General features: G+C 71.9%; 22 protein-coding genes. 10 read left to right on the top strand and 12 right to left on the bottom strand.

The window, feature by feature from the left end; translation table 11 throughout:
* Nucleotides 1–9: 9 nt before the first annotated feature.
* Nucleotides 10–1,644, top strand: coding sequence for a peptide ABC transporter substrate-binding protein (locus tag ACQEVC_RS21455; protein WP_432880253.1), 1,635 nt, complete (start codon nt 10–12; stop codon nt 1,642–1,644).
* A 290-nt stretch (nt 1,645–1,934) separates the two neighbouring features.
* A complete protein-coding gene (locus ACQEVC_RS21450) occupies nt 1,935–2,957 on the top strand; it encodes a phosphotransferase (protein WP_432880250.1) in 1,023 nt (340 codons plus the stop codon).
* Here ACQEVC_RS21450 and ACQEVC_RS21445 read toward each other — a convergent pair.
* Together ACQEVC_RS21445 and ACQEVC_RS21440 are read right to left on the bottom strand one after the other, a co-directional pair.
* A complete protein-coding gene (locus ACQEVC_RS21445) occupies nt 2,941–4,740 on the bottom strand; it encodes a glycoside hydrolase family 15 protein (protein WP_432880248.1) in 1,800 nt (599 codons plus the stop codon). The two genes, ACQEVC_RS21450 and ACQEVC_RS21445, sit on opposite strands and share 17 nt — an antisense overlap.
* Before the next feature lie 190 nt (nt 4,741–4,930).
* Nucleotides 4,931–5,170, bottom strand: coding sequence for a winged helix-turn-helix domain-containing protein (locus tag ACQEVC_RS21440; protein ID WP_432880245.1), 240 nt, complete (start codon nt 5,168–5,170; stop codon nt 4,931–4,933).
* Nucleotides 5,171–5,336: 166 nt separating this feature from the next.
* Here ACQEVC_RS21440 and ACQEVC_RS21435 point away from each other — a divergent pair, with 166 nt between their 5' ends.
* Nucleotides 5,337–5,516: a hypothetical protein gene (locus ACQEVC_RS21435; protein ID WP_432880242.1), complete on the top strand. Its 180-nt coding sequence runs from the start codon at nt 5,337–5,339 to the stop codon at nt 5,514–5,516.
* Between the two features lie 61 nt (nt 5,517–5,577).
* Here ACQEVC_RS21435 and pulA read toward each other — a convergent pair whose 3' ends face one another.
* On the bottom strand, nt 5,578–11,214 hold the full coding sequence (pulA, locus tag ACQEVC_RS21430; protein ID WP_432880239.1) for a pullulanase-type alpha-1,6-glucosidase: 5,637 nt from the start codon (nt 11,212–11,214) through the stop codon (nt 5,578–5,580).
* Nucleotides 11,215–11,270: 56 nt separating this feature from the next.
* Nucleotides 11,271–12,167 carry a dihydrodipicolinate synthase family protein gene (locus tag ACQEVC_RS21425; RefSeq protein ID WP_432880237.1) on the bottom strand — a complete coding sequence of 299 codons (897 nt, stop codon included), beginning with the start codon at nt 12,165–12,167 and terminating at the stop codon, nt 11,271–11,273.
* Between the two features lie 71 nt (nt 12,168–12,238).
* On the opposite strand from ACQEVC_RS21425, the gene ACQEVC_RS21420 reads away from it, so the two are divergent.
* Both ACQEVC_RS21420 and ACQEVC_RS21415 read left to right on the top strand, forming a co-directional pair.
* Nucleotides 12,239–13,132, top strand: coding sequence for a LysR family transcriptional regulator (locus tag ACQEVC_RS21420; RefSeq protein ID WP_432880234.1), 894 nt, complete (start codon nt 12,239–12,241; stop codon nt 13,130–13,132).
* 176 nt (nt 13,133–13,308) lie between these two features.
* Nucleotides 13,309–13,623: an ankyrin repeat domain-containing protein gene (locus ACQEVC_RS21415; RefSeq protein WP_432880231.1), complete on the top strand. Its 315-nt coding sequence runs from the start codon at nt 13,309–13,311 to the stop codon at nt 13,621–13,623.
* Here ACQEVC_RS21415 and ACQEVC_RS21410 read toward each other — a convergent pair.
* Together ACQEVC_RS21410 and ACQEVC_RS21405 are read right to left on the bottom strand one after the other, a co-directional pair.
* On the bottom strand, nt 13,583–14,269 hold the full coding sequence (locus tag ACQEVC_RS21410) for a hypothetical protein (protein ID WP_432880229.1): 687 nt from the start codon (nt 14,267–14,269) through the stop codon (nt 13,583–13,585). The genes ACQEVC_RS21415 and ACQEVC_RS21410 overlap by 41 nt on opposite strands.
* Nucleotides 14,266–15,003, bottom strand: coding sequence for a hypothetical protein (locus ACQEVC_RS21405; RefSeq protein WP_432880226.1), 738 nt, complete (start codon nt 15,001–15,003; stop codon nt 14,266–14,268). The genes ACQEVC_RS21410 and ACQEVC_RS21405 overlap by 4 nt, the downstream gene beginning before the upstream one ends.
* Nucleotides 15,004–15,056: 53 nt before the next feature.
* Here ACQEVC_RS21405 and ACQEVC_RS21400 point away from each other — a divergent pair, with 53 nt between their 5' ends.
* The 4 genes from ACQEVC_RS21400 to ACQEVC_RS21385 all read left to right on the top strand — a co-directional run bounded on the left by ACQEVC_RS21400 (nt 15,057) and on the right by ACQEVC_RS21385 (nt 20,341).
* Entirely contained in the window at nt 15,057–15,269 is a 213-nt protein-coding gene (locus ACQEVC_RS21400; protein WP_432880223.1) for a hypothetical protein, read from the top strand.
* Between the two features lie 270 nt (nt 15,270–15,539).
* Nucleotides 15,540–18,341, top strand: a complete 2,802-nt coding sequence (locus tag ACQEVC_RS21395; RefSeq protein ID WP_432891603.1) for an aconitate hydratase — start codon at nt 15,540–15,542, stop codon at nt 18,339–18,341.
* Between the two features lie 139 nt (nt 18,342–18,480).
* Complete coding sequence (locus ACQEVC_RS21390; protein ID WP_432880220.1) at nt 18,481–19,392, top strand: NADP-dependent oxidoreductase; 912 nt, start codon at nt 18,481–18,483, stop codon at nt 19,390–19,392.
* A gap of 166 nt (nt 19,393–19,558) precedes the next feature.
* On the top strand, nt 19,559–20,341 hold the full coding sequence (locus ACQEVC_RS21385; RefSeq protein ID WP_432880218.1) for a TIGR03089 family protein: 783 nt from the start codon (nt 19,559–19,561) through the stop codon (nt 20,339–20,341).
* A gap of 16 nt (nt 20,342–20,357) precedes the next feature.
* On the opposite strand, the gene ACQEVC_RS21380 is transcribed toward ACQEVC_RS21385, so the two are convergent.
* The 4 genes from ACQEVC_RS21380 to ACQEVC_RS21365 form a co-directional block, all read right to left on the bottom strand.
* Nucleotides 20,358–21,314 (bottom strand): nucleoside-diphosphate kinase, encoded by a 957-nt coding sequence (locus ACQEVC_RS21380; protein WP_432880215.1) that lies wholly within the window; start codon nt 21,312–21,314, stop codon nt 20,358–20,360.
* A gap of 6 nt (nt 21,315–21,320) precedes the next feature.
* Entirely contained in the window at nt 21,321–21,965 is a 645-nt protein-coding gene (locus ACQEVC_RS21375; protein WP_432880212.1) for a hypothetical protein, read from the bottom strand.
* 307 nt (nt 21,966–22,272) lie between these two features.
* The gene (locus ACQEVC_RS21370; RefSeq protein ID WP_432880209.1) at nt 22,273–23,313 is read right to left on the bottom strand and encodes a pectate lyase family protein; all 1,041 of its coding nucleotides are present in this window, start codon (nt 23,311–23,313) and stop codon (nt 22,273–22,275) included.
* A 4-nt stretch (nt 23,314–23,317) separates the two neighbouring features.
* Nucleotides 23,318–24,490, bottom strand: coding sequence for a pectate lyase family protein (locus ACQEVC_RS21365; protein WP_432880207.1), 1,173 nt, complete (start codon nt 24,488–24,490; stop codon nt 23,318–23,320).
* Between the two features lie 355 nt (nt 24,491–24,845).
* Here ACQEVC_RS21365 and ACQEVC_RS21360 point away from each other — a divergent pair, with 355 nt between their 5' ends.
* Nucleotides 24,846–25,091 (top strand): DUF2630 family protein, encoded by a 246-nt coding sequence (locus ACQEVC_RS21360; RefSeq protein WP_432880204.1) that lies wholly within the window; start codon nt 24,846–24,848, stop codon nt 25,089–25,091.
* 4 nt (nt 25,092–25,095) lie between these two features.
* On the opposite strand, the gene ACQEVC_RS21355 is transcribed toward ACQEVC_RS21360, so the two are convergent.
* Both ACQEVC_RS21355 and ACQEVC_RS21350 read right to left on the bottom strand, forming a co-directional pair.
* Nucleotides 25,096–26,046 carry a serine protein kinase RIO gene (locus ACQEVC_RS21355; protein ID WP_432880201.1) on the bottom strand — a complete coding sequence of 317 codons (951 nt, stop codon included), beginning with the start codon at nt 26,044–26,046 and terminating at the stop codon, nt 25,096–25,098.
* Nucleotides 26,047–26,334: 288 nt separating this feature from the next.
* Nucleotides 26,335–26,979, bottom strand: coding sequence for an HAD family hydrolase (locus tag ACQEVC_RS21350; RefSeq protein WP_432880198.1), 645 nt, complete (start codon nt 26,977–26,979; stop codon nt 26,335–26,337).
* Nucleotides 26,980–26,999 lie beyond the last annotated feature (20 nt).

Below are 26,999 nucleotides of genomic sequence, written 5' to 3'. Positions count from 1 at the left end.
GGAGTCCTCATGCCGGTGTCCAGACGGATGACCTGGAGCGCGGCGGCGCTGGCCGTCGTACTCGCCGCGACGGGGTGCAGTGGCGACGGCGAGGACTCGAGCACCCCGGACGCCGACGCCGTGGTGCGGATCGGGATCGCCGAGCCGCAGCACATGATCCCGTCGAACACCACCGAGAGCGCCGGGGCGCAGGTGCTGGCCGCCCTCTACACCCCGCTGGTCGAGTTCGACGAGAACAAGAAGCCGTTCGAGGTGGCCGCCGAGTCGATCGAGTCGACCGACAACACACTGTGGACGGTGAAGCTGAAGGGCGGGTACACCTTCCACAACGGCGAGCCGGTCACCGCCGACAGCTACATCAACGCCTGGAACCACGCGGCGTACGGGCCGAACGCCAACGGCGGGGCGTACTTCTTCGGCCAGATCGAGGGGTACGACGACCTCCAGTCGACGGACCCGGACGGCGAGGGTCCGCAGAAGGGCCCGGAGCCGAAGGCCCGGAAGCTGACCGGCCTGAAGAAGGTCGACGACCTCACCTTCACCATCACCCTCTCCGGGTCGTTCGCGGAGTTCGAGTCGGTGCTCGGCTACCACGTCTTCGCGCCGCTGCCGAACGCCGCCTGGGCCTCGGACGGGGTGTTGAAGGAGGGCTTCGAGGAGGCCCCGATCGGCAACGGCCCGTTCAAGATGAAGGGCACCTGGCAGCACGACAGCCGGATCGAGGTCGAGCGGTACGACGCCCACCCCGGCCCCAAGCCGAAGGTCGGCGGCGTGGTCTTCCAGATCTACCAGGTGCTGACCGCCGACTACGCCGACCTGCTCGCCGGGAACAACGACGTGACCCGGCAGGTGCCGATCGAGGCGCTGGGCACCGTGTCGGGCGACCTCGGTGACCGGTTCAAGAGGAGCCCGCTGTCGTCGTTCCAGTTCCTCGCCTTCCCCACCTTCCAGCCGGAATTCGCCAAGGCGGAGGTACGCAAGGCGATCTCGATGGCGATCGACCGGGACGAACTGGTAAAGACGATCTTCAAGGACTCGCAGACCTCGGCCCGGTCCTTCGTCTCCCCGCTGGTCGCCGGTGCCCGGCCGGACACCTGCGGCGAGGCGTGCCAGTTCGATCCGGCCCGGGCGAAGGCCGACTACCAGGCGGCCGGCGGGCCGGCGAAGTTGCAGATCTCCTACAACGGCGACGGCGGCCACAAGGAGTGGATCGAAGCCACCTGCAACCAGCTCGCCAACAACCTCGGGGTGGACTGCACCAGTACCCCGGAGGCGAGGTTCGCCGACCTGCTGAACAAGGTGGAGGTGAAGACCCCGGTCGGGATGTTCCGGATGGCCTGGTCGATGGACTACCCGTCGATGCAGAACTACCTCGGGCCGCTCTACACCACCGACGGGTCGTCGAACTACTACGGCTTCAGCAACGCCGAGTTCGACCGGCTGGTCGCCGACGGCGAGCGGGCGCCGAACCAGGAGGAGGCAATCAAGAAGTACCAGGAGGCGGAGCAGATCCTGGCCCGGGAGATGCCGGTGATCCCGCTCCGGTTCGGCCAGAACAACTTCGGCCACTCCACCCGGGTCCGCAACGTCGAGCTGGACGCGTTCGGTCAGGTCGACCTGCTGAAGATCGAGGCGACCGGCTGACCGACACACTCGCGGCGGGCTGAGCGCTCCGTCGCACCCCCGTACCCGCTGCCCCGTTCTCCGCCACCGGTGCCGCCCGGTGGCGGGGACGGGTGCAGCGGTTCGGCCGGCTCAGGAGCGGCAGGGTGGGGCCTCGGCGGTGGCGCGGGATCGGTAGCCTGCCGCCATGAGACCGGTGCGCCTCGCGCTCGCCGCCCCGGGTACGCCGGGAAGCTGATCCTCCTGCCCCGGGTAGACCCGGTTGGGAAAACCGGTTGCCCGCCGTACCGCCCCGGTAACAGGGTGGACGGGTGCTGACGCCGCCGGACGACCTTCCCGAGGACGTGCTCCGGTCGGCGCTGGTCCGGGAGTGGGGGCTCGGGATCGCCTCGCTCGAATACCGCGCGGTGGGCCGGGGCAGCCACCACTGGGAGGTCGTCGATACCGAGGGCGGCCGGTGGTTCGTCTCCGTCGACGACCTGGCCACCAAGCGGCTCACCCTGGCCGACCCGCTGGACGCGGCGTACGCCCGGCTGTGGGCCGCGCTCGGCACCGCCAGGCGGCTGCACGAGCACGGCTGCGGGTTCGTGGTGGCCCCGATTCCGACCCGGGACGGCGAGCCACTGGTCCGGACAGGCGACCGGTTCGGCGTCGCGGTCTACCCGTACGTCGACGGGGAGAGCTTCCGGTGGGCCGAGTGGGCCTCCCCCGCGCACCGTCGGGGCGTACTCGATCGGGTGATCGCCGTGCACGCGGCGCCGGCGGCGGCCCGCGACGATGCCCCGGTCGACGACTTCGCCATCCCGCACCGGGACGAGTTGGAGGTCGGCCTGGCCGGCACCGGGGACGTCCCCGACACCGGCCCGTACGCCCGGCTCGCCGCCCGGCTGCTCGTCGCGCACGCGGCACCGGTACGCCGGCTGCTCGCCCGGCACGCCGAACTCGTGCTGGCGGCCCGTGCCCGACCGGACCGGATGGTCCTCACCCACGGTGAGCCGCATCCCGGCAACACCATGCGGACCGCCGACGGCTGGCGGCTGATCGACTGGGACACCGTACGGGTCGCGCCGCCCGAGCGCGACCTCTGGCTGATGGAGCCCGGTGACGGGTCGGTGCTCGACGCCTATGCCGAGGCCACCGGCGTGACGCCGCTGCCGGAGATGCTGGAGCTGCATCGCGGCTGGTGGCATCTTGCCGACGTCGCCGAGGAGACGAGCCGGTTCCGGGCCCCGCACACCGGGACCGAGGACGACGACGAGTCGTACGCGATCCTCCGCTCGGTGCTGGAGCACATCAGCACCCTGCCGGCCGGGCACCTCAAATCACCGTGGTGATCGGCGTGGGCCGGCCCGTCTTGGCCGAGGTGAGCCGCCAGGCTGCCGAGATCAGCCCGATGTGCGAGAACGCCTGCGGAAAGTTGCCCAGTTGCTCACCGGTACGCAGGTCGATCTGCTCGGCGAAGAGGCCGAGGTCGTTGGCGCGGGCCACCATCCGGGTGAAGAGCGCGTCGGCCCGATCCTGCTCGCCCAGGAGCGCGAGACAACCCACCAACCAGAACGAGCAGATGACGAAGCCGGCGGAGTCGCCGGACCAGCGCCGGACCAGCCCGTCGGTGGTCAACTCCCGTTCGATCCGCTCGATCGTCGCGCGCATCCGCGGATCGGTCGCGGAGATGAACCCGACCAGGGGAAGGACGAGAACCGACGCGTCCAGCCGGTCCGACCCGAACGCGTCGGTGAAGACACCGAGCCGGGGGTTCCAGCCGTACCGCAGGATCGCCTCCCGGATCTCTTCGCGGGCGGCCGCCCACCGCGCCACCTCGGCCGGCTCGCCCAGCATGGCGTCGAACCGTACGGCCCGGTCCAGTGCGATCCAACATCCCAGTTTGGCCGTGAGGTAATGCCGCTCCTCGCCCCGCAGCTCCCACATGCCCGAATCCGGTAGCCGCCACGTCTCGACCGCGCGCTGGGTCAGGGACCGCAGCATCCGCCGTACCGGTTTGGGCATGGGGTCGAGGCGCTTGCGCAGCAACCACGCGGCGTCGAGCACCTGGCCGAGTACGTCCTGCTGGCGCTGGTGCCAGGCGTCGTTGCCGAGCAGCACCGGATCGTTCTCGCCCGGCTCGCCCAACGTCCCGAGTTCACGTTCGGCCAGATCCCGCTCTCCCTCCACGCCGAACATGATCGGTACGGGTGCCAGCCGTGCGTCGCCGATCGACTCGGCCACCCAGCAGAACAGCCTGTCCGCCTCCTTCGGGCAGGCCGCGACGGACAGCATGCGCAGGGTGAGACTGAAGTCGCGCAGCCACACGTAGCGGTAGTCGTAATTGTCGTGACCCTCCGGCCGCACCGGCACAGAGGTGGTCGCCGCCGCGACGACACCGCCGCTGGGCTGGTAGGTCAATCCCATCAGCAGCAACGTACTGCGCCGTACCAGCTCCGAATGCTCCCCTGTGTAGTCGTGCTCCGCCATCCAGGAGCGCCAGGCCTCAACCGTGTCGGAGAGCGCCGCCGACACGTCGGGAGGTATCGGCGCGTCTTCCCGGTAGCTGGACCAGTAGGCCAACGAGAAGGTCTCCCGCTGGCCCGGCCCGATGGTGAACGACGACGAGGCCGTGGTTTCGTGGCAGTCCACCGGCACGCTCGCGGTCATCCCGAGGGTGCCGCCGGTGGCGGTCCCGATCACGGTCTGGCCGCGCCGTTCGAGATAGGCCCGCACGCGGCCGTACTCGAAGTGGGGTGCGTAGGACATCACCATCGGCACCTGCCCGGCAAGCCCTTCCACCAGCCGCAGGAGCAGGCCGGGCGGGCTGCGGCCGATTTCGTGCCCCCGGCCGTGGCCCAGGGCCAGGGCATCGGTGACCGCCACCGACCCGCCCTCGGTGTGGAAGACCGTACGCAGCACGAGCGTGTCGTCCAGGTAGCTCCGCTCGACCCGGTACTCGCCTGCCGGGCGGATCCACCAGTGCCCACCGCTCTCGTCGAGCAGTCGAGCGAAGACCGAGGGCGCGTCGAACCGGGGCGGGCACCACCAGTCCACGGACCCGTCCCGGCCGACCAACGCCCCGGACCGGCCGTCGGCGAGATAGCCGTACTCGTCGATCCGACGGGCGCACATGGCACGCCACCCCCCGGCTGGTCGATGTCCGGCGACCCCGGTCGCCTCTGCCCACCCCTACGTCTCCGGGCGGTCGCTTACCCCGGCTCCGACCGACCTAACCGCCCGCCGCCCGCGCCCGACTCCGGCTGGCCTCCGCACCGAGGTCAGCGCCAGCGTGTTCACGATGCCGATTCGGCGGCGTTGCCCCTCAACGCTCCCGGACGTACACCCCGACGCCGGGCAGGGTCTCGGTGATGCCCTTGGCGCGAAGGTTCTGCATGGCCCGGTCGATGACCGGTTCCGTGACGCCGTAGTGCTCGATCAGTTCTCGTCGGCTCGGCAGTCTGGAGCCGGGCGGGAACTCTCCCGCCTCGATTCGCCTCTCCAGGTCATCGGCTATTTCCTCGTAGCGGTAGCGCGGTGGCACGGTGATCCCTCCGGTCGGCACCTATAGGAAAGCACCGACGGGAAGCCATTGACTACCCAAGGCTAGCTGTGGGAGGTTCAACAGCAGGCCCCTCCGGTCGGCAAACCAGGCGGGGCGAAAGGCGGCCCGGCTACGTGACCAGGGCTCCGTGGCCGGGCCTGCCGTCTTCGGTGCAAGGAGCGCGTCCGTGTCCTGGAAGCCCGACCCGAGCGTGACCAACGTTTCTGTGCCGCTCCACCTGTGCGTCCGGTGCGCCACCGCACTGGCCGCCGGGGACGAGGCGCACAACTGCATTGAGGATGACCCGGCGCGGCATCCGGCCGCCGCGCTCCGGGACTGGCGCTGCGAGTGCCCATGCCAGCCGTGACCCGAACCGGCTGGCCGGGCAGCGAATGCTTACAACTCCCGCCCCGCGCCTCGCCTCCAGATCAGCGCGGCTCGACGTACACGGCGACGGTACGGGGCGGGACGGTGAAGGTGCCGCTGGAGCGGTCGAAGGACGCCGTACGGAGTACCGGGTCCGCCGAGTCCCGCAGTACCGGATGCAGCGTCACCGCCGCACCGCGCAACCCGGCAACGGTCTGGGTCGCCGTCGCCGGAGTCGCGTTGAAGACCACCGTCACCGACCGCCAGCGCGGGTCGAGCCCCGCCCCGTCCAGCCTCATCGTCAGCACACCCGGCGTCTCGTCCACCCCGGAGAGCGGGAACGACACCCGCTGCTGCACCTGGGCCGCGTCGGTAAGCCCGAAGACCGGCGACGATGCCCGTACCCGCAGCAGTTCCCGGTAGCGCTCCTCGGCCAGTTCGATCGCCGCGCAGTCCGGTACCAGTTTCGGGTCGGCCAGCAGCGGCCGGGCGTACGGCCACTTGTCGGCGTTGTCGGCGGCCGGCGGGAGCCCGACACCGAACCCGTTCCCGTCGGCGCAGTCCCAGCGGATCTGGTTGAACCAGTCCCCGCTGTTGTACGAGTTGCGGTCCAGCGACTTCGAGCGCAGCCGCTCACTTCCCGCCGTGGTGAAGCCGGTCCCCTGGCTCAGCACCGCCGTACCGAGGGACAGCACCTGCATCCGCGCCCGGTCCACCGCTCCCGTCCCGACCGGCAGCTTGTACGCCAGCGCGTCGTACAGGATCTCGTTGTCGTGCGCGTCCACGTACGTGACCGCCTCGCCCGGGGCGGCGGTGTAGCCGGCCGGCGCGCCGTTGTAGTCGACCTCCGCCCCGGTCACCGTCTCCCCGGCCGAGGCGACGAACCGGTAGCCGGCCAGGTTGCCGGTCAGCCCGACCTTGATCTGGTCGTGCTGGTGCAGCAGCCGGGCCCGCTGCTCCGGCAGGGTGCCGTTCACCGGGTCGCCGTTCGGGTCGGTGAACAGCCCCGAGCCGAAGCCCTGCACCCGGGGGTTGGCGTCGAACGGCCCGCCGCCGCGTACCGCGTCCCGCAGCCGGTCGTTGAAGGTGCCGATACCCGTGCCGGCCATGTTGGCCTGGGTCGCCTGGACGAACCGGACGTCGCCGGCCACCTCGCCGAAGTCCCAGCCCTCGCCGTAGAGCAGGATCGCCCGACCGTCCACGCCGTCCCGGGCCACCGTCAACCGGTCCAGCGCGACCCGCACCGCCAGGATGTTCGCCTTCGGGTGGTGCCCCATCAGGTCGAACCGGAACCCGTCGACCTTGTACGCCTTCGCCCAGGTCACCACCGAGTCGACCACCAGCCTGCCCATCATGGCGTGCTCCGGGGCGGTGTTGGCGCAGCAGGTGGAGTTGGCGACCGTACCGTCGTCGAGCAGCCGGTGATAGTAGCCGGGGACGATCTGGTCCAGTACCGATCTCGGGTCGGTGCCGGCCGCCGAGGTGTGGTTGTAGACCACGTCCAGCACCACCCGCAGCCCGGCCGCATTGACTCCGGCCACCATCTGCCGGAACTCCGCCGTGCGCCGGTCCGGGTCGACCGCGTACCCGCCCTCCGGGACGGTGTAGTGCAGCGGGTCGTACCCCCAGTTGTAGCCGTCGGTGTCCCGGACCGCGCCGACGCACTCCTGCTGGCGGTCCGAGTCGGCCGGCAGCGCCGCCAGGTCGCAGGGCGGCGCGGCCTGGTCGGCCCGGCGTTCCGGGATGGTCGCGAAGTCGAAGGCCGGCAGCAGGTGCAGGTGGCTGACTCCGGCGTCGGCCAGCGACCGCAGGTGCCGCATCCCGGTGGTCGCCGAATCGGTGAAGGCCAGGTACGTGCCCCGGCGCTCCGCCGGCACCGACGCGTCGGCGATCGAGAAGTCCCGGACCGACACCTCCTGGATCTGGGTACGCGTCGGTGGCACCGCCGCCGGCTTGCGCAGCCCCGCCCAGCCGTCCGGGGCCAGCGCCGGGTCGGTCGGGTCGACGAGCCGGCTGTGCGTGGAGTTCGCGGTCAGCGCCAGCGAGTACGGGTCGGTGACCGAGGCGGTGACGATCCGCTGTGCCGCCGGCTGCCACGCCTGCACCCGGTACCGGTAGTAGCGGCCGAGCCAGTTCCGATCGCCGCGTACCGACCACACGCCGGTGCGGTCGTCGCGGCGCATCGGCACGGCCCGGGCCGCCGCGCCGGGCGAGTCGAAGAGTTCCAGGGTGACGTTCCGGGCCGTCGGTGCCCAGACGGCGAGGCTGGGCCGTCCCTTGTCGACGGCCGGGCCGAGCCGGGCTGCGGTGGCCGGCGCGTAGATGTCGTCGAGCACCCCGGGCAGTTGTACCCCGGTCGCGCCGAGCAGCGCCCCGGCGGCGTCCCGCTCGGTCAGCACGAGCTGCCCGCGCAGCGCCGCCGGCACCTCGGCCTGGTCGCGCGGGTCCAGCTTGAGGGCCTGGAACTGCCACAGATGCGGGAACCTCCCGCGCTGGGCCTCCGTCGGCCCGCCCGGCACCGCCCGCAACGGCAGTTCGGCGTACGTCCCGACAAGCTCGCCGTCCCGCACCGCCAACCCGCCGTTCGGGGCGCTGACCAGGGCGTAGCGCCGGCCGTCGGTGGGCTGCCCCGGTGGCCGGAGCAGGGTGGACCGGTCGATCCAGTGTGCCCGCTGCTTCGTGATGTCGAGGTCCGGAGCGGCGCTGCCGGTGGCCGGCAACAGCCGGCCGGGGGTGCCGGCGAGCAGCCACGCCTCCCGACCGGCGCCGGCGAAGTCCAGCCGCTGGTCGTCCGGCAGGTCCTTGGTGTCTCCAGAGTGGATGATGTAGCTCAGCCCGGTCGCCCCGGCTGCCAGCGGCACCCGGAAGGTGATCCCGAACTCGTCGCGGCCGGCCGGCGGCAGTGGGTCGGCCCAGTCGGTCGGGTTCGCCGCGCCGTCCCAGACGTGCAGCCCCCAGCCGGCGTAGTCGTTGTCGGCCCGGCGGTAGTGCAGCACCGCCACGCTCTCGTCCACCGGTGGGTCCGGTTCGCCGGTGGCCGCCTGGCGGCTCGGATAGACCGTCGGGTCGCCCTGCCTGAGCCAGATCTCGCCGGTCCGGGTCACGTCGACGCTGCGGTCCACCGCGACGTCCTTGTTGCCGGCGGCGTCCACCACCAGGAAGCCGACGCTGCCGGCACCCGGCTTCAGCTTCACCCAGGCGAACCGGCCGTACGAGTCCTCCCCGGCGAACGGCTGCCCGGTCGGCCACGGCGTCTGGTACGCCGGGTCGATGTCGCCCCAGGCGTGCAGTTGCCAGTCGGGGTACCCGCCGGCCGACCGCTGGTAGTGCACCACCAGCCAGTCCCGGGCGTCGGCCCGGGGCGGGGTGCCCACCGTCGCCGTCGACCGGGCGGTGCCGGTACGCCCCGACGAGTCCCGCACCACCGCCTTGTACTCGATCCGGGCACCTCCCGGCAACCCGTGCAGGTCGTGGTACACCCGGTACGGTACCGGCCCGCCCTGGTTGCGGGCCTGGCCGAGCAGCGTCCACGGGCCGCCGTCGACCCGGGCCGCCACCGTGACGGTGGCCAACGGGTCCCCGGTGACCTGGGCGACCACCCCGGCCCGGGTCGGCACGGCCGCGTCCGGTGCCGGGTCGGTGATCCGGACGCTCGGCGCGGCGGTCGGCCGGGCGATCGGGGCGCCCGCCCGGAGCACGACGGCGGCCAGCGGCGGCACGGTGACGGTCAGTTTCCCGTCCGGACCGGCCTGTGCGGTCACCTCGGAACCGTAGAGGCCGGTGAACCGGGTGCCGGCCGACCAGGTGTCGACGGTGACGGTCTGCGCGGTCGGGGCGTTGTTGACGGCGGCGACATACTCGACCCGGTCGGCGGGGGCGATCCGGGAGAAGGCGAAGACCCCGGGGCCGTCGGCGGCGTACCGGGTTACCTGGATGCCGTCGCGCAGCGCCGGATGCGCCCTGCGCAGCGCACCGAGCTCGGCGATGGTCCGGTAGAGCGGGTGCGCGGAGTCGTACTGGTCGACGACGTGGCTCCGGTCGGTGCCGAGCAGGTCGTCGTCGAGGTAGTCGGCGGTCCGGGAGGCGAACATGTCCTGCCGGGCGTCCTTGTCCCCACCCGGCCCGGTGAAGCCCTGCTCGTCGCCGGAGTAGACGATCGGCTGTCCCCGGGTGAGGAACATCAGCTCGTGTGCGAGCTGGTCCCGGCGCAGATGGCTGGCCGGGTCGGTGCCGCCGTTCGCGATGAACGACCCGATCCGGCCCATGTCGTGGTTGCCGAGGAAGGTCGGCAGCCGACCCGCGTCGGTGTCCCGGGCGGTGTAGAGGTCGTCGGCGGCGAAGCCGTGAGCGAGGGCCTTAGCCGAGCCGCCGCTCGCCACGTAGCCCCGGGCGGCGTCCTGGAAGGTGAAGTCGAGGGTGGCCGGCAGCCCGCCCCGGCGAACGTACGTCGAGGTGACCTCGGGGTTGGCGTCGTAGACCTCGCCGAACATGAAGAAGTCCGGCTTGCCGGCCCGCTGCGCGGCCCGCTCGACACCGGCCCGGAACTGCGGCCAGAACTCCAGGTTGACGTGCTTGGCGGTGTCCAGCCGGAAGCCGTCGACACCCAGCTCGGTGACCCAGTCGGCGAAGATCTTCGTCATGCCCCGGACCACCTCGGGACGCTCGGTCCACAGGTCGTCCAGGCCGGCGAAGTCGCCGTACTCGCTGTTCTCGCCGACGAAGGTCGAGTCGCCCCGGTTGTGGTACATGGTCGGGTCGTTCAGCCAGGCCGGCACCTTGACCCGGCGGTCCGCCCCGCTGGCGACCGTCGGCCGGTACGGGAAGGACTCCTGGTCCACCGCCGGGAAGCCACGGCTGCCGTCGGCGTGGTTGCGGTCCTCGAACGGCCGTCCCTGCGCGTCCCGGTACGGCCGGCTCGCCTTGTCCTGGTAGCCGGTCTGGCCACCGGGGTACCGGATGACGTCGGCGGTGTGGTTGACGATGACGTCCAGATAGATCTTGATGCCCCGCCGGTGTGCCTCCCGGACCAGCCTGCGCAGGTCGTCGTTGGTGCCGAAGTGCGGGTCGACCCGGGTGAAGTCGGTGATCCAGTAGCCGTGGTAGCCGGCCGAGGCGTCCGCTCCACTGCCCTGCACCGGCCGGTTGGCGAAGACCGGGGCCAGCCAGATCGCGGTGGTGCCGAGCCCCTGGATGTAGTCCAGCCGCTCCAGCAGGCCGCGCAGGTCGCCACCGTGGTAGAAGCCCTTGTCGGTCGGGTCGTGCCCGGTGCGCAGCCGGTCGCCGGTCAGCCCGCCCCGGTCGTTGCGGGAGTCGCCGTTGGCGAACCGGTCCGGCAGCGCGAAGTAGAACTGTTCGGCCCGGCCCCGGTCGGCGGCGGCCGCGTCGAGCAGCGAATCGGCCGACGGTTCCGCCGTCCACTGTGCGGCGAGCGCGGCGCTGCCGGCCGCGCCCCGGTCGCCGATCACGTCCCGGTCGCCAGCCGCGTCCCGGTCGCCGATCACGTCCCGGCCGCCAGCCGCGTCCCGGTCGCCGGTCACGTCCCGGTCGCCGGCCGCCCCCGGCCGACCGGCCGGGCTGAACTCCGGTCCGGCAACCGCGCCGGCTCCGGCCAGCGGAAGCGTGAGCGCGGCGGCGAGGACCAGCAGGACGGTACGCGGCAGGACGGTGCGTGGCACGACGGTCGACGGCAGCGGCTTCATCGACGGCCTTCCTCTGGTCGCTGAATTCGCCCGCACGCTAGTCCCTTGCGGAAAGCCTATGCAAGACCTTGCAACGAAAGCGTCAGCCATCCATCATCTTGCGCAAGCCGCACCGCCGCCCGTACGGTCTCCGGGCGGGGCGGCACCAGCGGCAGCCGTACCGAGGGGGTCGGGATGCGGCCCTGCGCGTGCAGCACCGCCTTGATCACTGTGGGGTTCGGCTCGGCGAAGAGCGCGGTGGAGAGCGTGCCTAGGCGGTGCCCGAGCGCCCGGGCCCGGGCCGTCCCGCCGGACCGCCACGCCTCGGCAAGCTCCACGAAGGCGGCGGTGCCGACGTGTGCCGAGGCCAGGATGCCGCCGTGCGCGCCGAGCGCCAGCAAGGGCGAGATCAGCGCGTCGTCACCGCCCAGCACCGCGAAGTCGGGCGGCAGTTCGGCCAGCAACTCGACGGTGCCACTGTCGATGCCGCCGACCGAGTACTTGATCCCGGCCACCCCGGGCAACGCGGCCAGCCGCCGGATCGCACCCGTGGAGAGGTGCTGACCGGTCCGGTACGGCACGTGGTAGACGACCAGCGGCACCGGACTGGCGGCGGCCAGCGCCGCGAAGTGCGCGATCACCCCCGCCTCGCCGGGGCGCAGGAACGGCGGCACCACGCTCAGCGCCGCCACCACCTCGGCCCGGCCGGGCAGCGCCGCCACCGCCTCCACCGCGTTGGCTCCGACGATCAGCGGGGCGCTCCGCTCCCGACACACCCGGGCGACGACGTCGACCACGGCCTGGCGCTCCCGGACGTTCAGCGACGCCGGCTCCGCCGTGGTGCCCAGGGCCACCACGCCGGCCGCACCGGCCGCCAGCACCTGGTGGGTCAGGGCTTCGAGCGCGCCGAGCGCCACCGCACCGGTGGCGTCGAACGGGGTGATCAGCGGTACGTACACACCGGTTAACGTCATGATCACAGCGTCCGGTAGGCAGACCCGTAAGGTCTAGCATCGCTTTCTGAACAGAAGCGTAAGCTTTGCTGATGCTCGACGTACGTCGGCTCCGGCTGCTCTGCGACCTCGCCCGGCTCGGCACGATCGCGGCCGTCGCGCAGGCGCACACCTACACCCCGTCGGCGGTCTCCCAGCAACTGGCCGTGCTGGAGCGGGAGGCGGGCGTACCGCTGCTGGAGCGCACCGGACGGCGGGTCACCCTCACCACGGCGGGCCGGGTGCTGGTCCGGCACGCCGAGACGGTGCTCACCGCGCTGGAGCAGACCACGGCCGCGCTCGCCGCGGTCGCCACCGGACCGACCGGCCCGCTGCGGATCGGCGCCTTCCCCACCGCGGTCCGTACGCTGCTCCCGGCCACCCTGGTCGCACTCGGCCACCAGCATCCCGGGCTGGAACTGCGGGTGACCGAACTGGACCCGGTGGCGGTACCGGCCGGGCTGCGCGAACGCCGACTCGACGTGGGCCTGCTGCACGACTACGACGTCGTACCGGTGGAGTCCGATCCCGGGCTGGACACGGTGCCGCTGCTGGACGAGACGGTCTTCCTCGCCGTGCCCGCCGGCGCCCCCGAAGCCGCCGACCCGCTCCGGGACACCCGGGACGCCGCCTGGATCCTGGCCAGTCCCGGCACCCTGTGTCACACGGCGACCCTGCACGTCTGCCGGGCCGCCGGCTTCACCCCACTGGCCCGGCACCACGCCGACGACTTCGCCACCGTGCTGGCCCTGGTCGCCGCCGGGCAGGGGGTCTCGGTGATCCCGCAGCTCGCCGCGGCGCAGCCACCGGTCGGAGTCCGGCTGGTGCCGCTGGACACCCGGCGACGGACCCGGATCGCGTACCGGCGCGGCGGCGCCAGCCATCCGGCGACCGCCGCCTTCGTCTCCGCGATCCGCGCCGCCACCAGTACCTTCCTCGGCCGCTGACCCGGCCGGGTCTCGCCGGCACCACCCGCTCCGCGACGCCGCGCCCGCCCCGGCTGTGCACCCAGCTCGACAGTCTGCGCAGCGACCACTCCCCCGTCACCCATCCGGGCCACTCCGGCCCCGGGCTCGTCCCGGCCCGGGCTCGGTCCGACACCGCGCTATCGGCGGAATCGACGGTGGGCGCGCGAAATCCGGCGGCACCGGCTGGCCGGCGCTCCTACCCTGGCCCGGTACGGAGACGACAGTGGACGAAGCTCGGGGCACGACGACGCAAGAAACTCGGCAAGCGGCTGGCGTCGGCGGTGCTCCGGGACGACGTGCCGCAGGTGGTGGCCCTGCTGGCGTACGGCGCCGACCCGGACCGCCGGGAGGACTCCGGCACCGGCGCCACACCGCTGGACTGGGCGGTACACGCTGGCCACCGGGAGACCGCCGAACTGCTCCGGGCGACTACTGGATCTCGCAGGCCCGACCGTTCACCGTGCAGCTGATCGGCCGCTCGCCGTCGCCCCAGCGCTCGAACTGGAACCGCAGCGGATCGGAACGTCCACTGGAGAGCGGTGCCCCGCTCCGGAAGATCCACCGCCCGTCGTCGCGGTCCACCGACGGCCGGGGCGCACCCTCGACCCAGAAGCCCCGCAGGTCGTCGACCTCGTCGCGGAACCGCAGCTCCACGGTCCAGGACTGCGCCGAGCCGGCCTCGTTCCGGACCAGCACCTCGGCGATGAACGAGTCGCGGTAGTCGGCGAGTACCCGATAGCGGCCGGTCAGCGGCTCGGGCGGCCTCGGCGCGGAGGTCGTCGGCCGGGCCTGCGCCGATGTGGTACGCGGCGGCGCGGCCCGGGACGCCGCCGGCTTGCCGCCGTTGGGCTTGGTCGAGGTCGGCGTCGGGCTCGGCGAACCGGCCGGCGGCGAACCGCCCGGAGTCGCCGGGTCGGTGGCGGACGCCCCCGGTGCCGGGGTCGCGCCCGGGGCGAACGGCCAGGCCGGATCGGGTGCGCCGGAGGTGCGCCGGTCGCCGGGGAAGAGTCCGCTGGCGAACGCGAAGAGCACGATCATGACCAGGACGCCGGCCAGCACGACGATCCACGGCGCCGCCGCCAGCAACCGCGGCCGGGTCGGTTCGGGTGCGCTCACCGAGCCGGGATCCGCACCGAGATCTCGTTGCCGAGCCGCCGTCCGGCGGAGAGTTCGAGGTCGTCGCCGCTCCAGAACCGCCCGGGGTCGTACCAGTTCGGCCGGCGTCCGGCCGGGAGCAGCCCCATCGCCTGGTAGGTCGCCGCGACCACCTCGGCGCAGTACGCCGTCTCCAGTGAACCTTTTTCAACCTCTCCTTGCGGTCCGTCGGCGCGCGAGGTCGGACGCGGTGTGTGAGCGCCGCGCGGTTCAGGTTGGAAAAGGTTCAGTGTGCTGTCGCTCGGTCGGCGGCGCACGGCGGGCGCCCGGCCACGCAGCCACCGCCAGGCGAGTTGGGCGGTGGACGGGAACGGCGTTCCGTCCAGGCGGGCGATGGTACGCAGCACCCCGTTCTCCATCTCGTCGTCGACCGGCGGTTCGAGTTGCCGCAGCCAGGCGCGCTGACCGTACCGGACTCCCCAGATCCGGACCGCGTCGCGCAGGTCGTGCAGTTGCACGCCCCGGTGATGGTTGCCCGACCACATGTCGGGCAACGACCGGCCGAGTTCGGCGTGCCACATTAACGGCGGCAGGTCCTCGATGACCACAGACATTCCGACATGGTTCACCGGACTGTTCGTGGTGAACTGGATCGCCCGATCCGGCACGCTGCGCCCCCGGAAGACCCAGACGTCGCCGGTACGGGTCAGCTCGACCGCCTCGTCGAGGCTGAGTTCGCTGCGCTCCTCGGCCATCGCTCCCACCTCGGTCCGCCCGTCCGCCCGGGCCTGCCGACTACCCTAGGCGGATGCGCTGGTGGAAGGTAATCGGTGTGGCGAGCGTCGTCGGGGTGGCCGCCACCGGGGTGGTGCTGGCCCGGGCCGAGCGACGCCGCCGGGCGTACACCCCGGATCAGATCCGCGACCGGTTGCGGGAACGGCACGCCGAGGCGGTCGGTGAGGCGACTTCCACCGACAGTGGCCCGACCGACGGCCCGAACAAATCCCAAACCTCGCAGTAAGTGCGCCCATCCGCCCGCTGGCCAGCGAGCTTCGGCGCGGTCGAGCCCTGACCCGAGGCCTCGGCGTCCCGGAATCCGGACAGACTTGCGTTTATAGCAAGACGGACGTACGGTTTTGTTGAATCGAACGAAGGTCGGTAAGGGTTACCTGAGCCCGGTGCCCAGGTAATGGGTAGGAAAGACTCGGTACTACGCCCGGTCGCCCGCCGGCCGGGAGGCCGGCCGGACCCGCCCCCGGAGACCGACGGCACGGGCCGGGACGAAGACAGCGTGAAGGAGTACGACGTGGCGAGCCTCGACACCTTCGGTGCGAAGAGCCAGCTGCGCGTCGCAGACGCGAGCTACGAGATTTTCAAGATCAATACGGTACCCGGGCACGAGCACCTGCCGTACAGCCTGAAGATCCTGCTGGAGAACCTGCTCCGCACCGAGGACGGCGCGAACATCACCGCCGAGCACATCCGGCAGCTCGGCGACTGGGACCCCACCGCCGACCCCAGCGTGGAGATCCAGTTCACCCCGGCCCGGGTACTGATGCAGGACTTCACCGGCGTGCCCTGCGTGGTCGACCTGGCCACCATGCGGGAGGCGGTCCGCGAGCTGGGCGGCGACCCGACCAAGGTCAACCCGCTCGCACCGGCCGAGCTGGTGATCGACCACTCGGTGATCGCCGACCTCTTCGGCCGGCAGGACGCCTTCGCCCGCAACGTCGAGCTGGAGTACGGCCGCAACAAGGAGCGCTACCAGTTCCTCCGCTGGGGCCAGACCGCCTTCAACGAGTTCAAGGTCGTCCCGCCCGGCACCGGCATCGTGCACCAGGTCAACATCGAGTACCTCGCCCGGACGATCATGGAGCGCGACGGCCAGGCGTACCCCGACACCGTGGTCGGCACCGACTCGCACACCACCATGGTCAACGGGCTCGGTGTGCTCGGCTGGGGCGTCGGCGGCATCGAGGCCGAGGCCGCCATGCTCGGCCAGCCGGTCAGCATGCTCATCCCCCGGGTGGTCGGCTTCAAGCTGCACGGCGAGGCGCCGGCCGGCACCACCGCCACCGACCTGGTGCTGACCATCACCGAGATGCTGCGCAAGCACGGCGTGGTCGGCAAGTTCGTCGAGTTCTACGGCCCCGGCGTCAGCGCGGTGCCGCTGGCCAACCGGGCCACCATCGGCAACATGTCCCCGGAGTACGGCTCCACCGTCGCGATCTTCCCGATCGACGAGGAGACGGTCCGCTACCTGCGGCTCACCGGGCGCTCGGAGCAGCAGGTCGCGCTGGTCGAGGCGTACGCCAAGGAACAGGGCATGTGGCACGACCCGGCCGCCGAGCCCGACTACAGCGAGCGGCTCGAACTCGACCTGTCGACGATCGAGCCGTCGCTGGCCGGCCCGAAGCGCCCGCAGGACCGGGTGCCGCTCGGCAACGCCAAGACGCTGTTCCGGTCCGCGCTGATCGACTACGTCGGTGACGGCGTCGGCGCGCACGGCCACGCCGACGAGGCGAGTGAGGAGTCGTTCCCGGCCAGCGACCCGCCGGCCAACGCCGTCAACGACCCGGCCGACGCGCCGCGCGAGCTGGTCTCCGCCGCCACCGGGGCGAAGGGCCGGGCCAGCAACCCGATCCGGGTCACCGGCGACGACGGCGTGGAATACGAGCTGGACCACGGCGCGGTGGTGATCGCCGCGATCACCTCCTGCACCAACACCTCCAACCCGCAGGTGATGATCGGCGCCGCGCTGCTGGCCCGGAACGCCGTCGACCGGGGGCTGTCCCGTAAGCCGTGGGTGAAGACCACCCTGGCCCCCGGCTCCAAGGTGGTGATGGACTACTACGAGCGGGCCGGCCTCACCCCCTACCTGGAGAAGCTCGGCTTCCACCTGGTCGGCTACGGCTGCACCACCTGCATCGGCAACTCCGGCCCGCTGCCCGAGGAGGTCTCGGCGGCGGTCAACTCGCACGACCTGTCGGTGGTGTCGGTGCTGTCCGGCAACCGGAACTTCGAGGGCCGGATCAACCCGGACGTCAAGATGAACTACCTGGCGTCCCCGCCGCTGGTGGTGGCGTACGCGCTGGCCGGCACGATGGACATCGACCTGGCCAACGAGCCGATCGACACCGGCGCCGACGGGCAGCCGGTCTACCTGCGGGACATCTGGCCCGGCGCCGCCGAGATCGACGAGGTCATCGCGAACGCGCTGCGCAGCGAGATGTTCACCAAGGACTACGCCGACGTCTTCGCCGGGGACGAGCAGTGGCGCTCGCTGCCCACCCCGGAGGGCGACACCTTCGCCTGGGCCGGCGAGTCGACGTACGTGCGCAAGCCCCCGTACTTCGAGGGCATGGACCGCGAACCGACGCCGGTCGTGGACATCTCCGGCGCCCGGGTGCTGGCCAAGCTCGGTGACTCGGTCACCACCGACCACATCTCGCCGGCCGGCTCGATCAAGCCCGACTCCCCCGCCGGCAAATACCTGGCGGACCACGGCGTACCCCGGCACGAGTTCAACTCGTACGGGTCGCGGCGGGGCAACCACGAGGTGATGATCCGGGGCACCTTCGCCAACATCCGGCTGCGCAACCAGCTCGTGCCGGGTGTCGAGGGCGGGTTCACGGTCAACCACCTGACCGGCGAGCAGACCTCCATCTACGACGCCTCGGTGTCGTACCAGTCCGCCGGCATCCCGCTGGTGATCCTGGCCGGTACGGAGTACGGCTCCGGCTCGTCCCGGGACTGGGCGGCCAAGGGCACCATGCTGCTCGGCGTGCGGGCGGTGATCGCCCAGTCGTACGAGCGGATCCACCGGTCGAACCTGATCGGGATGGGCGTGCTGCCGTTGCAGTACCCGGCCGACACCGACGCGGCCTCGCTCGGGCTGACCGGCACCGAGACGTTCTCGATCAGCGGGGTGACCGCGCTGAACGAGGGCCGGATCCCGCGTACCGTCCGGGTGACCACGGACACCGGTGTCGAGTTCGACGCGGTGGTCCGGATCGACACCCCGGGCGAGGCCGACTACTACCGGCACGGCGGCATCCTGCGGTACGTGCTGCGCAAGATGCTGGCCGCCTGAGTCAACCCGCCAGTTCCGCGAGACCGGGCCGGTCACCCCGACTGGGGTGACCGGCCCGGCCCGTTTCCGGCGGCTTGACCTCAATCGAGGTTGAGGGCGCAGACTCGGCCCGTCCATACGACGACGGGGAGGATGTCCGATGCGAGCGGCAGGTTTCACCGAGTACGGCGGTCCGGAGGTGCTCCGGCTGCTGGAGCTGCCCACTCCGGTGCCCGGTCCCGGCCAGGTACGGATCCGGGTGAAGGCGGCCGGCGTCCAGCCGTACGACTGCGCGGTCCGGGCCGGCTGGACGCCGCCGGGGATGACGGGCGGCCTGCCGAGGGTGCCCGGCAACGAGTTCGCCGGCATCGTCGACCAGCTCGGGCCGGACGTCACCGACGTCCGGGTCGGTGCCGAGGTGCTGGGCTTCGGACAGCTCAACTGCTATGCCGAATACCTGGTGATCCCGGCCGACCAGATCACCGCCAAGCCGCCGGGCATGCCCTGGGAGGTGGCCGGTGGCTTCACCGCCGGGGCGCAGACCGCGCACATCGCCCTCGGCGAGTTGGGCCTCGCCCGCGGCGAGACACTGCTGGTGCACGCCGCCGCCGGTTCGGTCGGCACGGTGGCGGTGCAGCTCGGCGTGGCGGCCGGCGTGACGGTGCTTGGTACCGCCAGCCCGGGCAACCACGACTACCTGCGGTCACTCGGCGCGACCCCGGTGGCGTACGGGCCGGGCCTGGCCGACCGGATCCGCGCGCTCGCGCCGAACGGGGTGGACGCGGCGCTGGACGGGGCCGGCGGCGACGCGCTGCGGGTCAGCCTGGAGCTGGTGCCGGACCGGACTCGGATCGTCACCCTGGTCGAGCACGACCGGGCCGAGGAACTCGGCGTCCGGCTCAGCCGCAACCTCCGGTCGGCGCGCCGGCTGGCCGAACTCGTCGACCGGCACACCCGGGGCGAGTTGCGGATCCACGTCCGCCGGACGCTGCCGCTGGAGCACGCCGCCGAGGCGCACCGCGAGGTGGAGACGCGCCACGGCCGGGGCAAGCTGGTGCTCACCATCGACTGAGCCCTCTCACCCTGAACAGCCCGGCGCATCCGCCCGCACCCGCGACGGACCAGACCGGGAGGCTGGCGGGGCTTCCTGGGCGGGGCGACCGGACCGGTATCGTCGGTGCGGCGCGGGCCGGCTCCGGCGCGCGCCACCACCGGAAACCACGAGGCAGGGGGACTCCGTGCGGCAGAGTTCGGCCCGGGTGGGCGGGGTACCGGCGCCCTTCGCGTCCGCGCTGGCGACGGATCCGGTCCGGCCGTTGCTCACCTACTACGACGACGCGACCGGGGAACGCACCGAACTGACCGCCGAGGCGCTGGCCGAGTGGGTGGCCCGGACGGCGAACCTGCTGGTCCACGGCTGCGGGCTGGGCATCGGTGCCCGGGCCGCGGTGCTGTTGCCGCCGCACTGGCAGACCGCCGCCGTACTGCTCGGCACCTGGTCGGCCGGGGTGTCGGTGAGCTTCCACGGCACCGCCACCGCCGGGCTGCCCCGGCTCGGTCCGGGCGTCGAGGAGCCGTTCGACGTCACGTACGCCGCGCTGGGCCGGATCGACGACTGGCTCGACCACGTACCCGAGGCGGCGCACCGCTTCGTGCTCGGCTTCGCCCCGGACGCCGCCCCGCTGGGCGAGCCGCCGGCCGGCTACCGGGACTACCTCACCGAGGTACGCCGGCACGACCCCAACCTGCGGCCGTACGTGCCGCTGCACCCGGACGACCCGGCCAGTGTGGACGGCACCAGCTACGCCGACTGGGGCCGGCTGGCCCGGGGGATGGCGGACGAGGTCTTCGGGCTGCACCCCGGCGACCGGGTACTGGTCGACGCGGCCGCGCACGAGCACCCGGTGAAGTGGCTGCTGGCACCGCTGGCCGCCGGCGCCACGGTGGTGCTCTGCGCCAACCTCGACCCCACGGTGGTGCAGCGGCGCAGCCGGGCCGAGCGGGTGACCCGGGTGCTCTGACCGTCCCGCCTCGGCTTCAGCCGGTGGTGGAGGTGTCCGGCAGCAGGCTGGTCGCGCCGGGCACGTACGGGTCGAGCAGGTGGGTGGCGAGCACGATCCGCTGCCACCGGCTGACCGGTACCCCGCTCGTCTCGGCCAGCCGCACCACCGTGCGCCAGTCCCGGGAGCAGCGGGCCCGGATCCGGCCGATCAGCGACACCAGTTCCCCGGCCGCCGTGCCCGTACCGTCCCGTCGACGTGCCTCGGCGACGTCGGCCAGTTCGCCGAGGGTCCGGTCCAGTTGGAGATCCACCTCCGGAGTGGCCGCCTCCAGCCGGTCGGCCAGGGCGAACGCCTCCGACCGGCCGTCCGGGGACGGACCCGTCGTGCCGCCGAGCGTGCGCCGGTAGAGACCGGCCCGGGTCTCGTGGTTGCAGAGCACGGCCAGCTCCCGGAGCAGGTCGGCCGGCTCGTCGGCGGCGTGCACCAGGTTGAGCTGGTAGTTGAAGCTGCCGACGTCGTAGCGGAGCTGCCCGGGCCGGCAGCGGACCGGGTCGGCCGGCCCCTTGGCGGTGCTGAGCACCAGCGAGGCCGGCTCGGGACGGCCGGGCAGGGCGAGCAGCAGGAGCAGGCACTCGCACGCCGTGACGTAGAGGTCGGCGGCGTCCCGCCGGTCCCGGCTGGCGGCGTTGAGGCCGTACTGCCACAGCGCCCGTACGCCGTGCCGGTCGATGGTCACCGTCGCCGCCCAGACGATGCTGAAGCCGTACGCCAGCACCCAGCGCAGCACCGGGCCGAGCCGGCGGCTGACCACGGCGTCCGGCTTCAGCAGCAGCAGCGCGTGGTCGTGACAGAACTCCTCGATCCGGCCAGCACCGACGGCGAGCAGGTCTTCGAAGCTCTCCCGGAAGTACGTGTCGACCGCGTAGAGGGACCGCTTCTGGGGAAGCGTCGACAGGAAGGCGGGGATCTCCTCGGCGCCGGGGGTGGCCATCGCGGATCACTCACGCAGTTCCGCGGCTCGCCGTCCGACCTCTCCCGGGCTGAGCAGCTCGCCGTCGAGCACCACGCCGACGAAGCCGTCCAGCGGGATGTGCTCGAAGACCGGCGCGCCGAGGCGGGCGAAGACCGGCGCGGGGACCAGCTTCAGCGCGGTGGTGACGATCAGGGTGGGCAGCGTCTCCGCCAGTTCCCGGGTACCCCGGATGTTGAGCACGGTGTCCGGCCCGATCGCGTCGGCGCCGGCCAGCGCGATCGCCGGCTCACCGGTACGCAGCGACTCCGGCAACTGGGCCAGGATCTGCTTGACGATCGAGCTGCTCGGCGCGTAGGTGACCGGGACACCCTGCTCGCCGACCCAGGTGACCGCCGCCTTCACGGTGTTCTCCACCGCGTGGTCCAGCTCGGCCCGGATCCGGCGGAGCGCCTCGGCCGGCTCGGCGGAACGTACCGCGTTGGCGATGTGCCACATCGGTGCGTAGCCGGGCAGCCGGGCCGTCAGGAACTCGGTCGCGTCGGCCGCCGCGGCGGAATCGTCGATCAGGTCGAGCAGACCCTGGATCACCAGCCGGGCCACTCCGGTGGCCCCGGCCGTGGTGACCGTGACAGCCTCGCGAAGCGGGGTCGGCAACGTAGCTTGGTCCATGATGTTCGGGCTCTTTCCGTTCCGGGTCTGGTCCCCTGAGGACAGGACTGCCTCCCGGCATCGAGAATGCCCGATCTGCAGGCATCCCGGCACCGAGTTTGGTAGTTCATATCAAACGGACACCCCGGTTGGAGCCGAATGCCCAAATAGCAGCGCCGGTCACCGCCCGGCGACACGCAGTGCCCCCGCGCGGCCGGAGCCGCGCGGGGGCACTGGCGGACGGCCGGGACCCACCTCCCGACCGTCCGCCCCGGCCGGCCACGAACTGACCGGTCAGTCAAGAAACCGGGTCAGCCTGGGGATCGGGTCAGCCGGAGATCCTTCCGGTACCGGCACCGGCCCGGACCGAGGCCGGCACCCCGGCCGGCGCGTCGAGCTGGTACGCGTAGTACGTGCGCGGCTCGACCACCGAACCCGCGGTCTCCGGTACGCCGGAGTTCACGAAGATGTTGTTCCGCTGTACCGCCCGCCCCGGTCCACTGTCGGCATAGCCGCTGGCCGAGTAGAGCGGGTACGGCACGTTCTCGAAGTAGTTCCCCTCGACCAGCACGCCGGCGTTCTCGGTGGAGGCGACGGCGTACAGCTCGTTGCCGAGAAAGTAGTTGTTGTAGACGTGCACCGGCTCGCCGAACCGGACCCGGGGGTGCCGCTGCCGGCTGTTGTCGAAGAAGTTGTGGTGGATGCTGACCTTGAGGTGCCCGACGTCGGTCGAGGCGGCCCCGTCGGAGTGGCTGATCAGCATGCTCTTGTCGGCGTGGTCGAAGTGGTTCCAGGAGACCGTCACGTAGTCGGCGCCCCGGACGATGTCGACCGAGCCGTCCACCGCGCCGGTGAACCGGTTGTGGTCGATCCAGATGTGGTGCGATTCCTGCCCCACGTTGACCGCGTCGTCCTCGGCGTTGGTGAAGTTGAGGTTCTGGACGATCACGTTGTACGACCGGTAGAAGTCCAGCCCGCCGCCGTTGATCGTGGCGTTCGACCCGACGCCGATGATCGTCTTGTTCGGCCGTACGCCCTGCTTGCTGCTGATCTGGATGGTTCCCTGTACCCGGATCACCATTGGCCCGACCGTGTCGATGTACTCCAGGAAGTCGGTCGAGTTGGTGGCGGTGACCACCGCTCCACCGGCTCCGCCGGTGGTGCCGTTCTGGCCGAGCGCGTTGACGCCGGCGAAGCCGTCCGGCTGCCCGACCGGGACCGCCAGCGCGGTGGCCGGTGGCGGGGTCGCCCGGGCCGGCCCGGTGCCGCCGGCCGGTACGGCGGTCACCGTCACGGCCAGCGTTCCGGCGAGGGCGGTGGCGAGGGGGCGCCAGCCCGGGGCCCGGCGTGCGAGGAGGTTTCCGTTCATCGGGTCAGCCCAGCTTTCCCACCCCGGCACCGGCCGGGACGATGGTCGGGATGTCGGCCGCGTCGTCCGGCTGGTAGCGGTAGAAGCCGCTCGGCTCGGGCACCGTGCCCCGGGTCTCGATCGGGTGGTTGCAGTCGACCAGGATGTTGCCGCGTTCGGCGATCCGGCCCAGGTCGCCGCTGAACTCGACCCGGCCGGGGTTGTTGACGCTGTAGAAGTAGTTGTTCTCGACGAGCACCGCGGCGTCGTAGGTGGAGGCCACGCCGTAGCTGTTCTCGAAGTAGTAGTTGTTGTAGACGTGCGTCATGGCCGAGAAGCGCACCCGGGGGTGCCGCTGGTCGGAGGCGTTGAACCAGTTGTGGTGGTAGGTCACCCGCAGCCGCCCGATGTCCTGGGGCCCGGCGTCCTCGTCGTGCGAGAGCAGCAGCGTCTTGTCGTGGTCGTGGAAGTGGTTCCACGAGACGGTGACGTAGTCGGAGCCGCGCTTGATGTCGACCGCGCCGTCGTCGCCGTTGGAGAACTCGTTGTGGTCGATCCAGATGTGGTGCGAGAACATCTGCACGTTGAGCAGGTCGTCGGTGGCTCCGGTGAGGTGCAGGTTCCGGATGATCACGTTGTGCACCGCGTCGGCCGGCGGTGTGGTGGTGTCGTCGTCCACCGGCAGGCCGATGTTGAGGCCGCCGCCGGAGAGGGTCGCGTTCGCACCGATGCCCACGATGGTCTTGTCCGAGGTGACGTCGTGCATGCCGTCGCTGGTGCCGGTCGGCAGGGTGATGGTGCCGGCGACCTGGATGACGTACGGGCCGGGTCGGGCGATGTAGTCGAGGAAGGCCGTGGTGCTGTTCACCGTGACGACCGGCCCACCGGCGCCTCCGGTGGTGCCGTCCTGGCCGAGCGCGTTCACGCTGGCGAAGCCGTCCGCCGGGCCCGCCGGTACCGGCACGACCGGTCCGGAGATGCTGGCCGTCGACGAGGTGGCGGGCGATCCGGGCGGGGCGGCCTCGACCGTGACGTCGCCGGTGTCGGTGCCGAGGGTGGCGGCCTGTGCGGTACCGGGGCCGTGACCGAGGGCGGCGGTCAGCGCGACGGCGAGCCCGACGGCGGCGGGTCGCCGCCAGCGTTTGCCGGCCGGTCTGCCCGGGGCGGTGGTGCCGGTGCTGCTGCTCGGTGAGGTCACGAGTCTTCTGCCTTTCCGGTGGTGGCGGGGATACGCGGCGGTGTGGCGGTGTGCGCGGAGCAGGCTCGACCGGCGCGGTGGGGTGCGGTTGCGGCGGGCGGCGCCACCGGGGGGCGGCCCGTGCGGGTACGCCGGCCGGACGGGGGGTCTCCGCACGTCGCAGGCGGTGGAAAGACGCGGGGGCGGTGCATCGGACGGAAGTTGGAAAGCGCTTTCCTATCGCCACCATAGAAACCGAAGAGAACTATGTCAATGAATGCGTCCCCGGCCAGGCCCGACGGCGCCGGACCGCGTGCCGCCCATCACCCGCGCGGATGGTGGGCGGCGCGTTCGACGCTGTGCCAGGATCTTGGGCATGGACGACAGGACGATTCTGAGCCGGATCTCCGAACTGGTCGACGAGGAACACCGGCTCCGCAACCACGCCCAGCAGGTCGAGAACTCGACCGACGACGACCGGAGCCGGCTGCGGGAGCTGGAGGAGTCGCTCGACCAGTGCTGGGACCTGCTCCGGCGGCGCCGGGCCGCCCGCCAGGCCGGCACCGACCCGGACACCACCGGAGCCCGCAGCGTGAACGAGGTCGAGAAATACCTCCAGTGAACCTCTAGCGCAGCCCCGCCTCCCGGAGCAGTTGCTCGGTCAGCACGCCCGGGTCGACCAGTTCGCCGGGGAGCCCCCGCGCCGCGAACCAGGCGGCCACCACCCGTACGTCCCGGGCCAGGAACTCCCGCCCGCTCGGGTTGGCGACCACGTCCACCACCTGCGGCAGGTCGATCAGCACCAGCCGGTCGGAGTGCACCAGCAGGTTGTACGGCGACAGGTCGCCGTGCGCCAACCCGGCCCGGGCCAGTACGACCAGCGCGTCGACGAGCTGGTCCCAGAGCTGGCGCAGCGGCACCGGGTCGGGCCGGAGCTGGGCCAGCCGGGGCGCCGCCTCCCCCTGCACCGGATCGCCGACGAACTCGAGCATCAGCTCCGTCCCGATGAGCTGCACCGGGTACGGCACCGCGATGCTGCCCAGCTCCAACCCCACCTGCCAGAGCCGGGTCAGCGCGGCGAACTCGGCGGTGGCCCACTGGCTGGCGATCATCTGCCGGCCGAACGCGGTACGCCCCTCCATCGCCCGGTTCTCCCGGGACCGACGCACCCGGCGCCCCTCCAGATAGCCGGCATCCCGGTGGAAGAGGCGGTGCTCGGGGTCGCGGTAGCGCTTGGCGGCGAGCAGGCAGCTCCGGTCGCTGTCCGGTACGGCCCGGCGGACCAGGTGCACGTCCGCCTCCTTGCCGGTCTTCAGCACACCCAGCTCGGTGTCGACGGCGGCCAGCTCGGTGACCAGCCAGTCGGGATGCGGCTCCGGCCCGTGCACCGCCTGGTCCCAGGTCGACCAGCGGTCACCGACATCCGGTGTGTCGGTGTCGGTGTTGGTGTCGAACGCGGCCGTCGTGGCGTGCCGGTTCCGTTTCAGGAGGCGCGGCTCGTCGTCGTCGAACCGGCGGACGGTGCGGCCGCCACGGGAGCGGGCCGAACCGGAATAGTCGTCATAATCGCGTGGCACTGGAGGAATCCTCTGGTCGAGTCGGAAGAGAACAGGCGAGAGCGCAGCACAACGACAGCCACTGTCACCCCTCCTTCCACTCGGCCGGGCGGTGCCCGGGATGCGATACGACCCGGAGAGACCAGGCAGGGTCCTCCGACGCGCAATGCTCGCCGGTCCGGCGAACGGCGGTCAACCGAATTACCGCCGCGCGGCCGGGCTCGGCCCTCCTGGTGGCCGTCACGATCGCCGGCACGGTGTCGGACCGCTCGCCCGACGTCGACGTCGGGCTGCGGGGGCGGATCGGAATCAGCCGGCGAGCACCGTGGCGACGGCGGCGATCAGCCCGTCCACGGTCTTGGTCGGTGCGTACCGGCGTTCCATCCAGCGGCGGCCCCGGTGCAGCCAGACGCTGGGCAGCCCGACCGCGGCGGCTCCGCCGATGTCGGCCTCCGGGCTGTCCCCGACCATCCAGGCACCGCGCAGCCGCATCCGGACCCGTTCGGCGGCGAGCGCGAAGATCCGGGGATTCGGCTTGCTGACCCCGACCTCCTCGGAGATCACCCAGTCCGCCAGATAGCGGTCCAGGCCGGTACGCCTGATCTTCATCTCCTGGAGCCGCTCCGTGCCGTTGGTGACCGCCACCGGCACCCAGCCGGCCTCGTCAGCGATCCGCAGCGCGCAGGCGACCAACGGATCGAGCCGGGTGTATTCCACCACTCCCTCGTGCAGCGCCTCGACCAGGTCAATGGAGGGGATCCGGAGGCGGTACCGGTCGCGGATCGCGTCGGCCACGTCCCAGCGGTTGGTCAGGCCGTCGGCGTCCACCGAGAGCAGCCAGTCGATGTCGCTCTCGGGTGCTCCGATCTCGGCCAGGAACCTCTGCGCCCAGGTCCGGAACGGGCCCGCCCGGTCCAGCAGAGTGTTGTCCAGATCGAGGAGCAACAGCGGCACTTGCGCACAGTACGGGACGC

Source organism: Plantactinospora sp. CA-294935 (genome assembly GCF_050936445.1).
Classification (GTDB): Bacteria; Actinomycetota; Actinomycetes; order Mycobacteriales; family Micromonosporaceae; genus Plantactinospora.
Note: the sequence above shows the minus strand (reverse complement) of the source record. Positions and strands in the feature narration are given on the sequence as shown.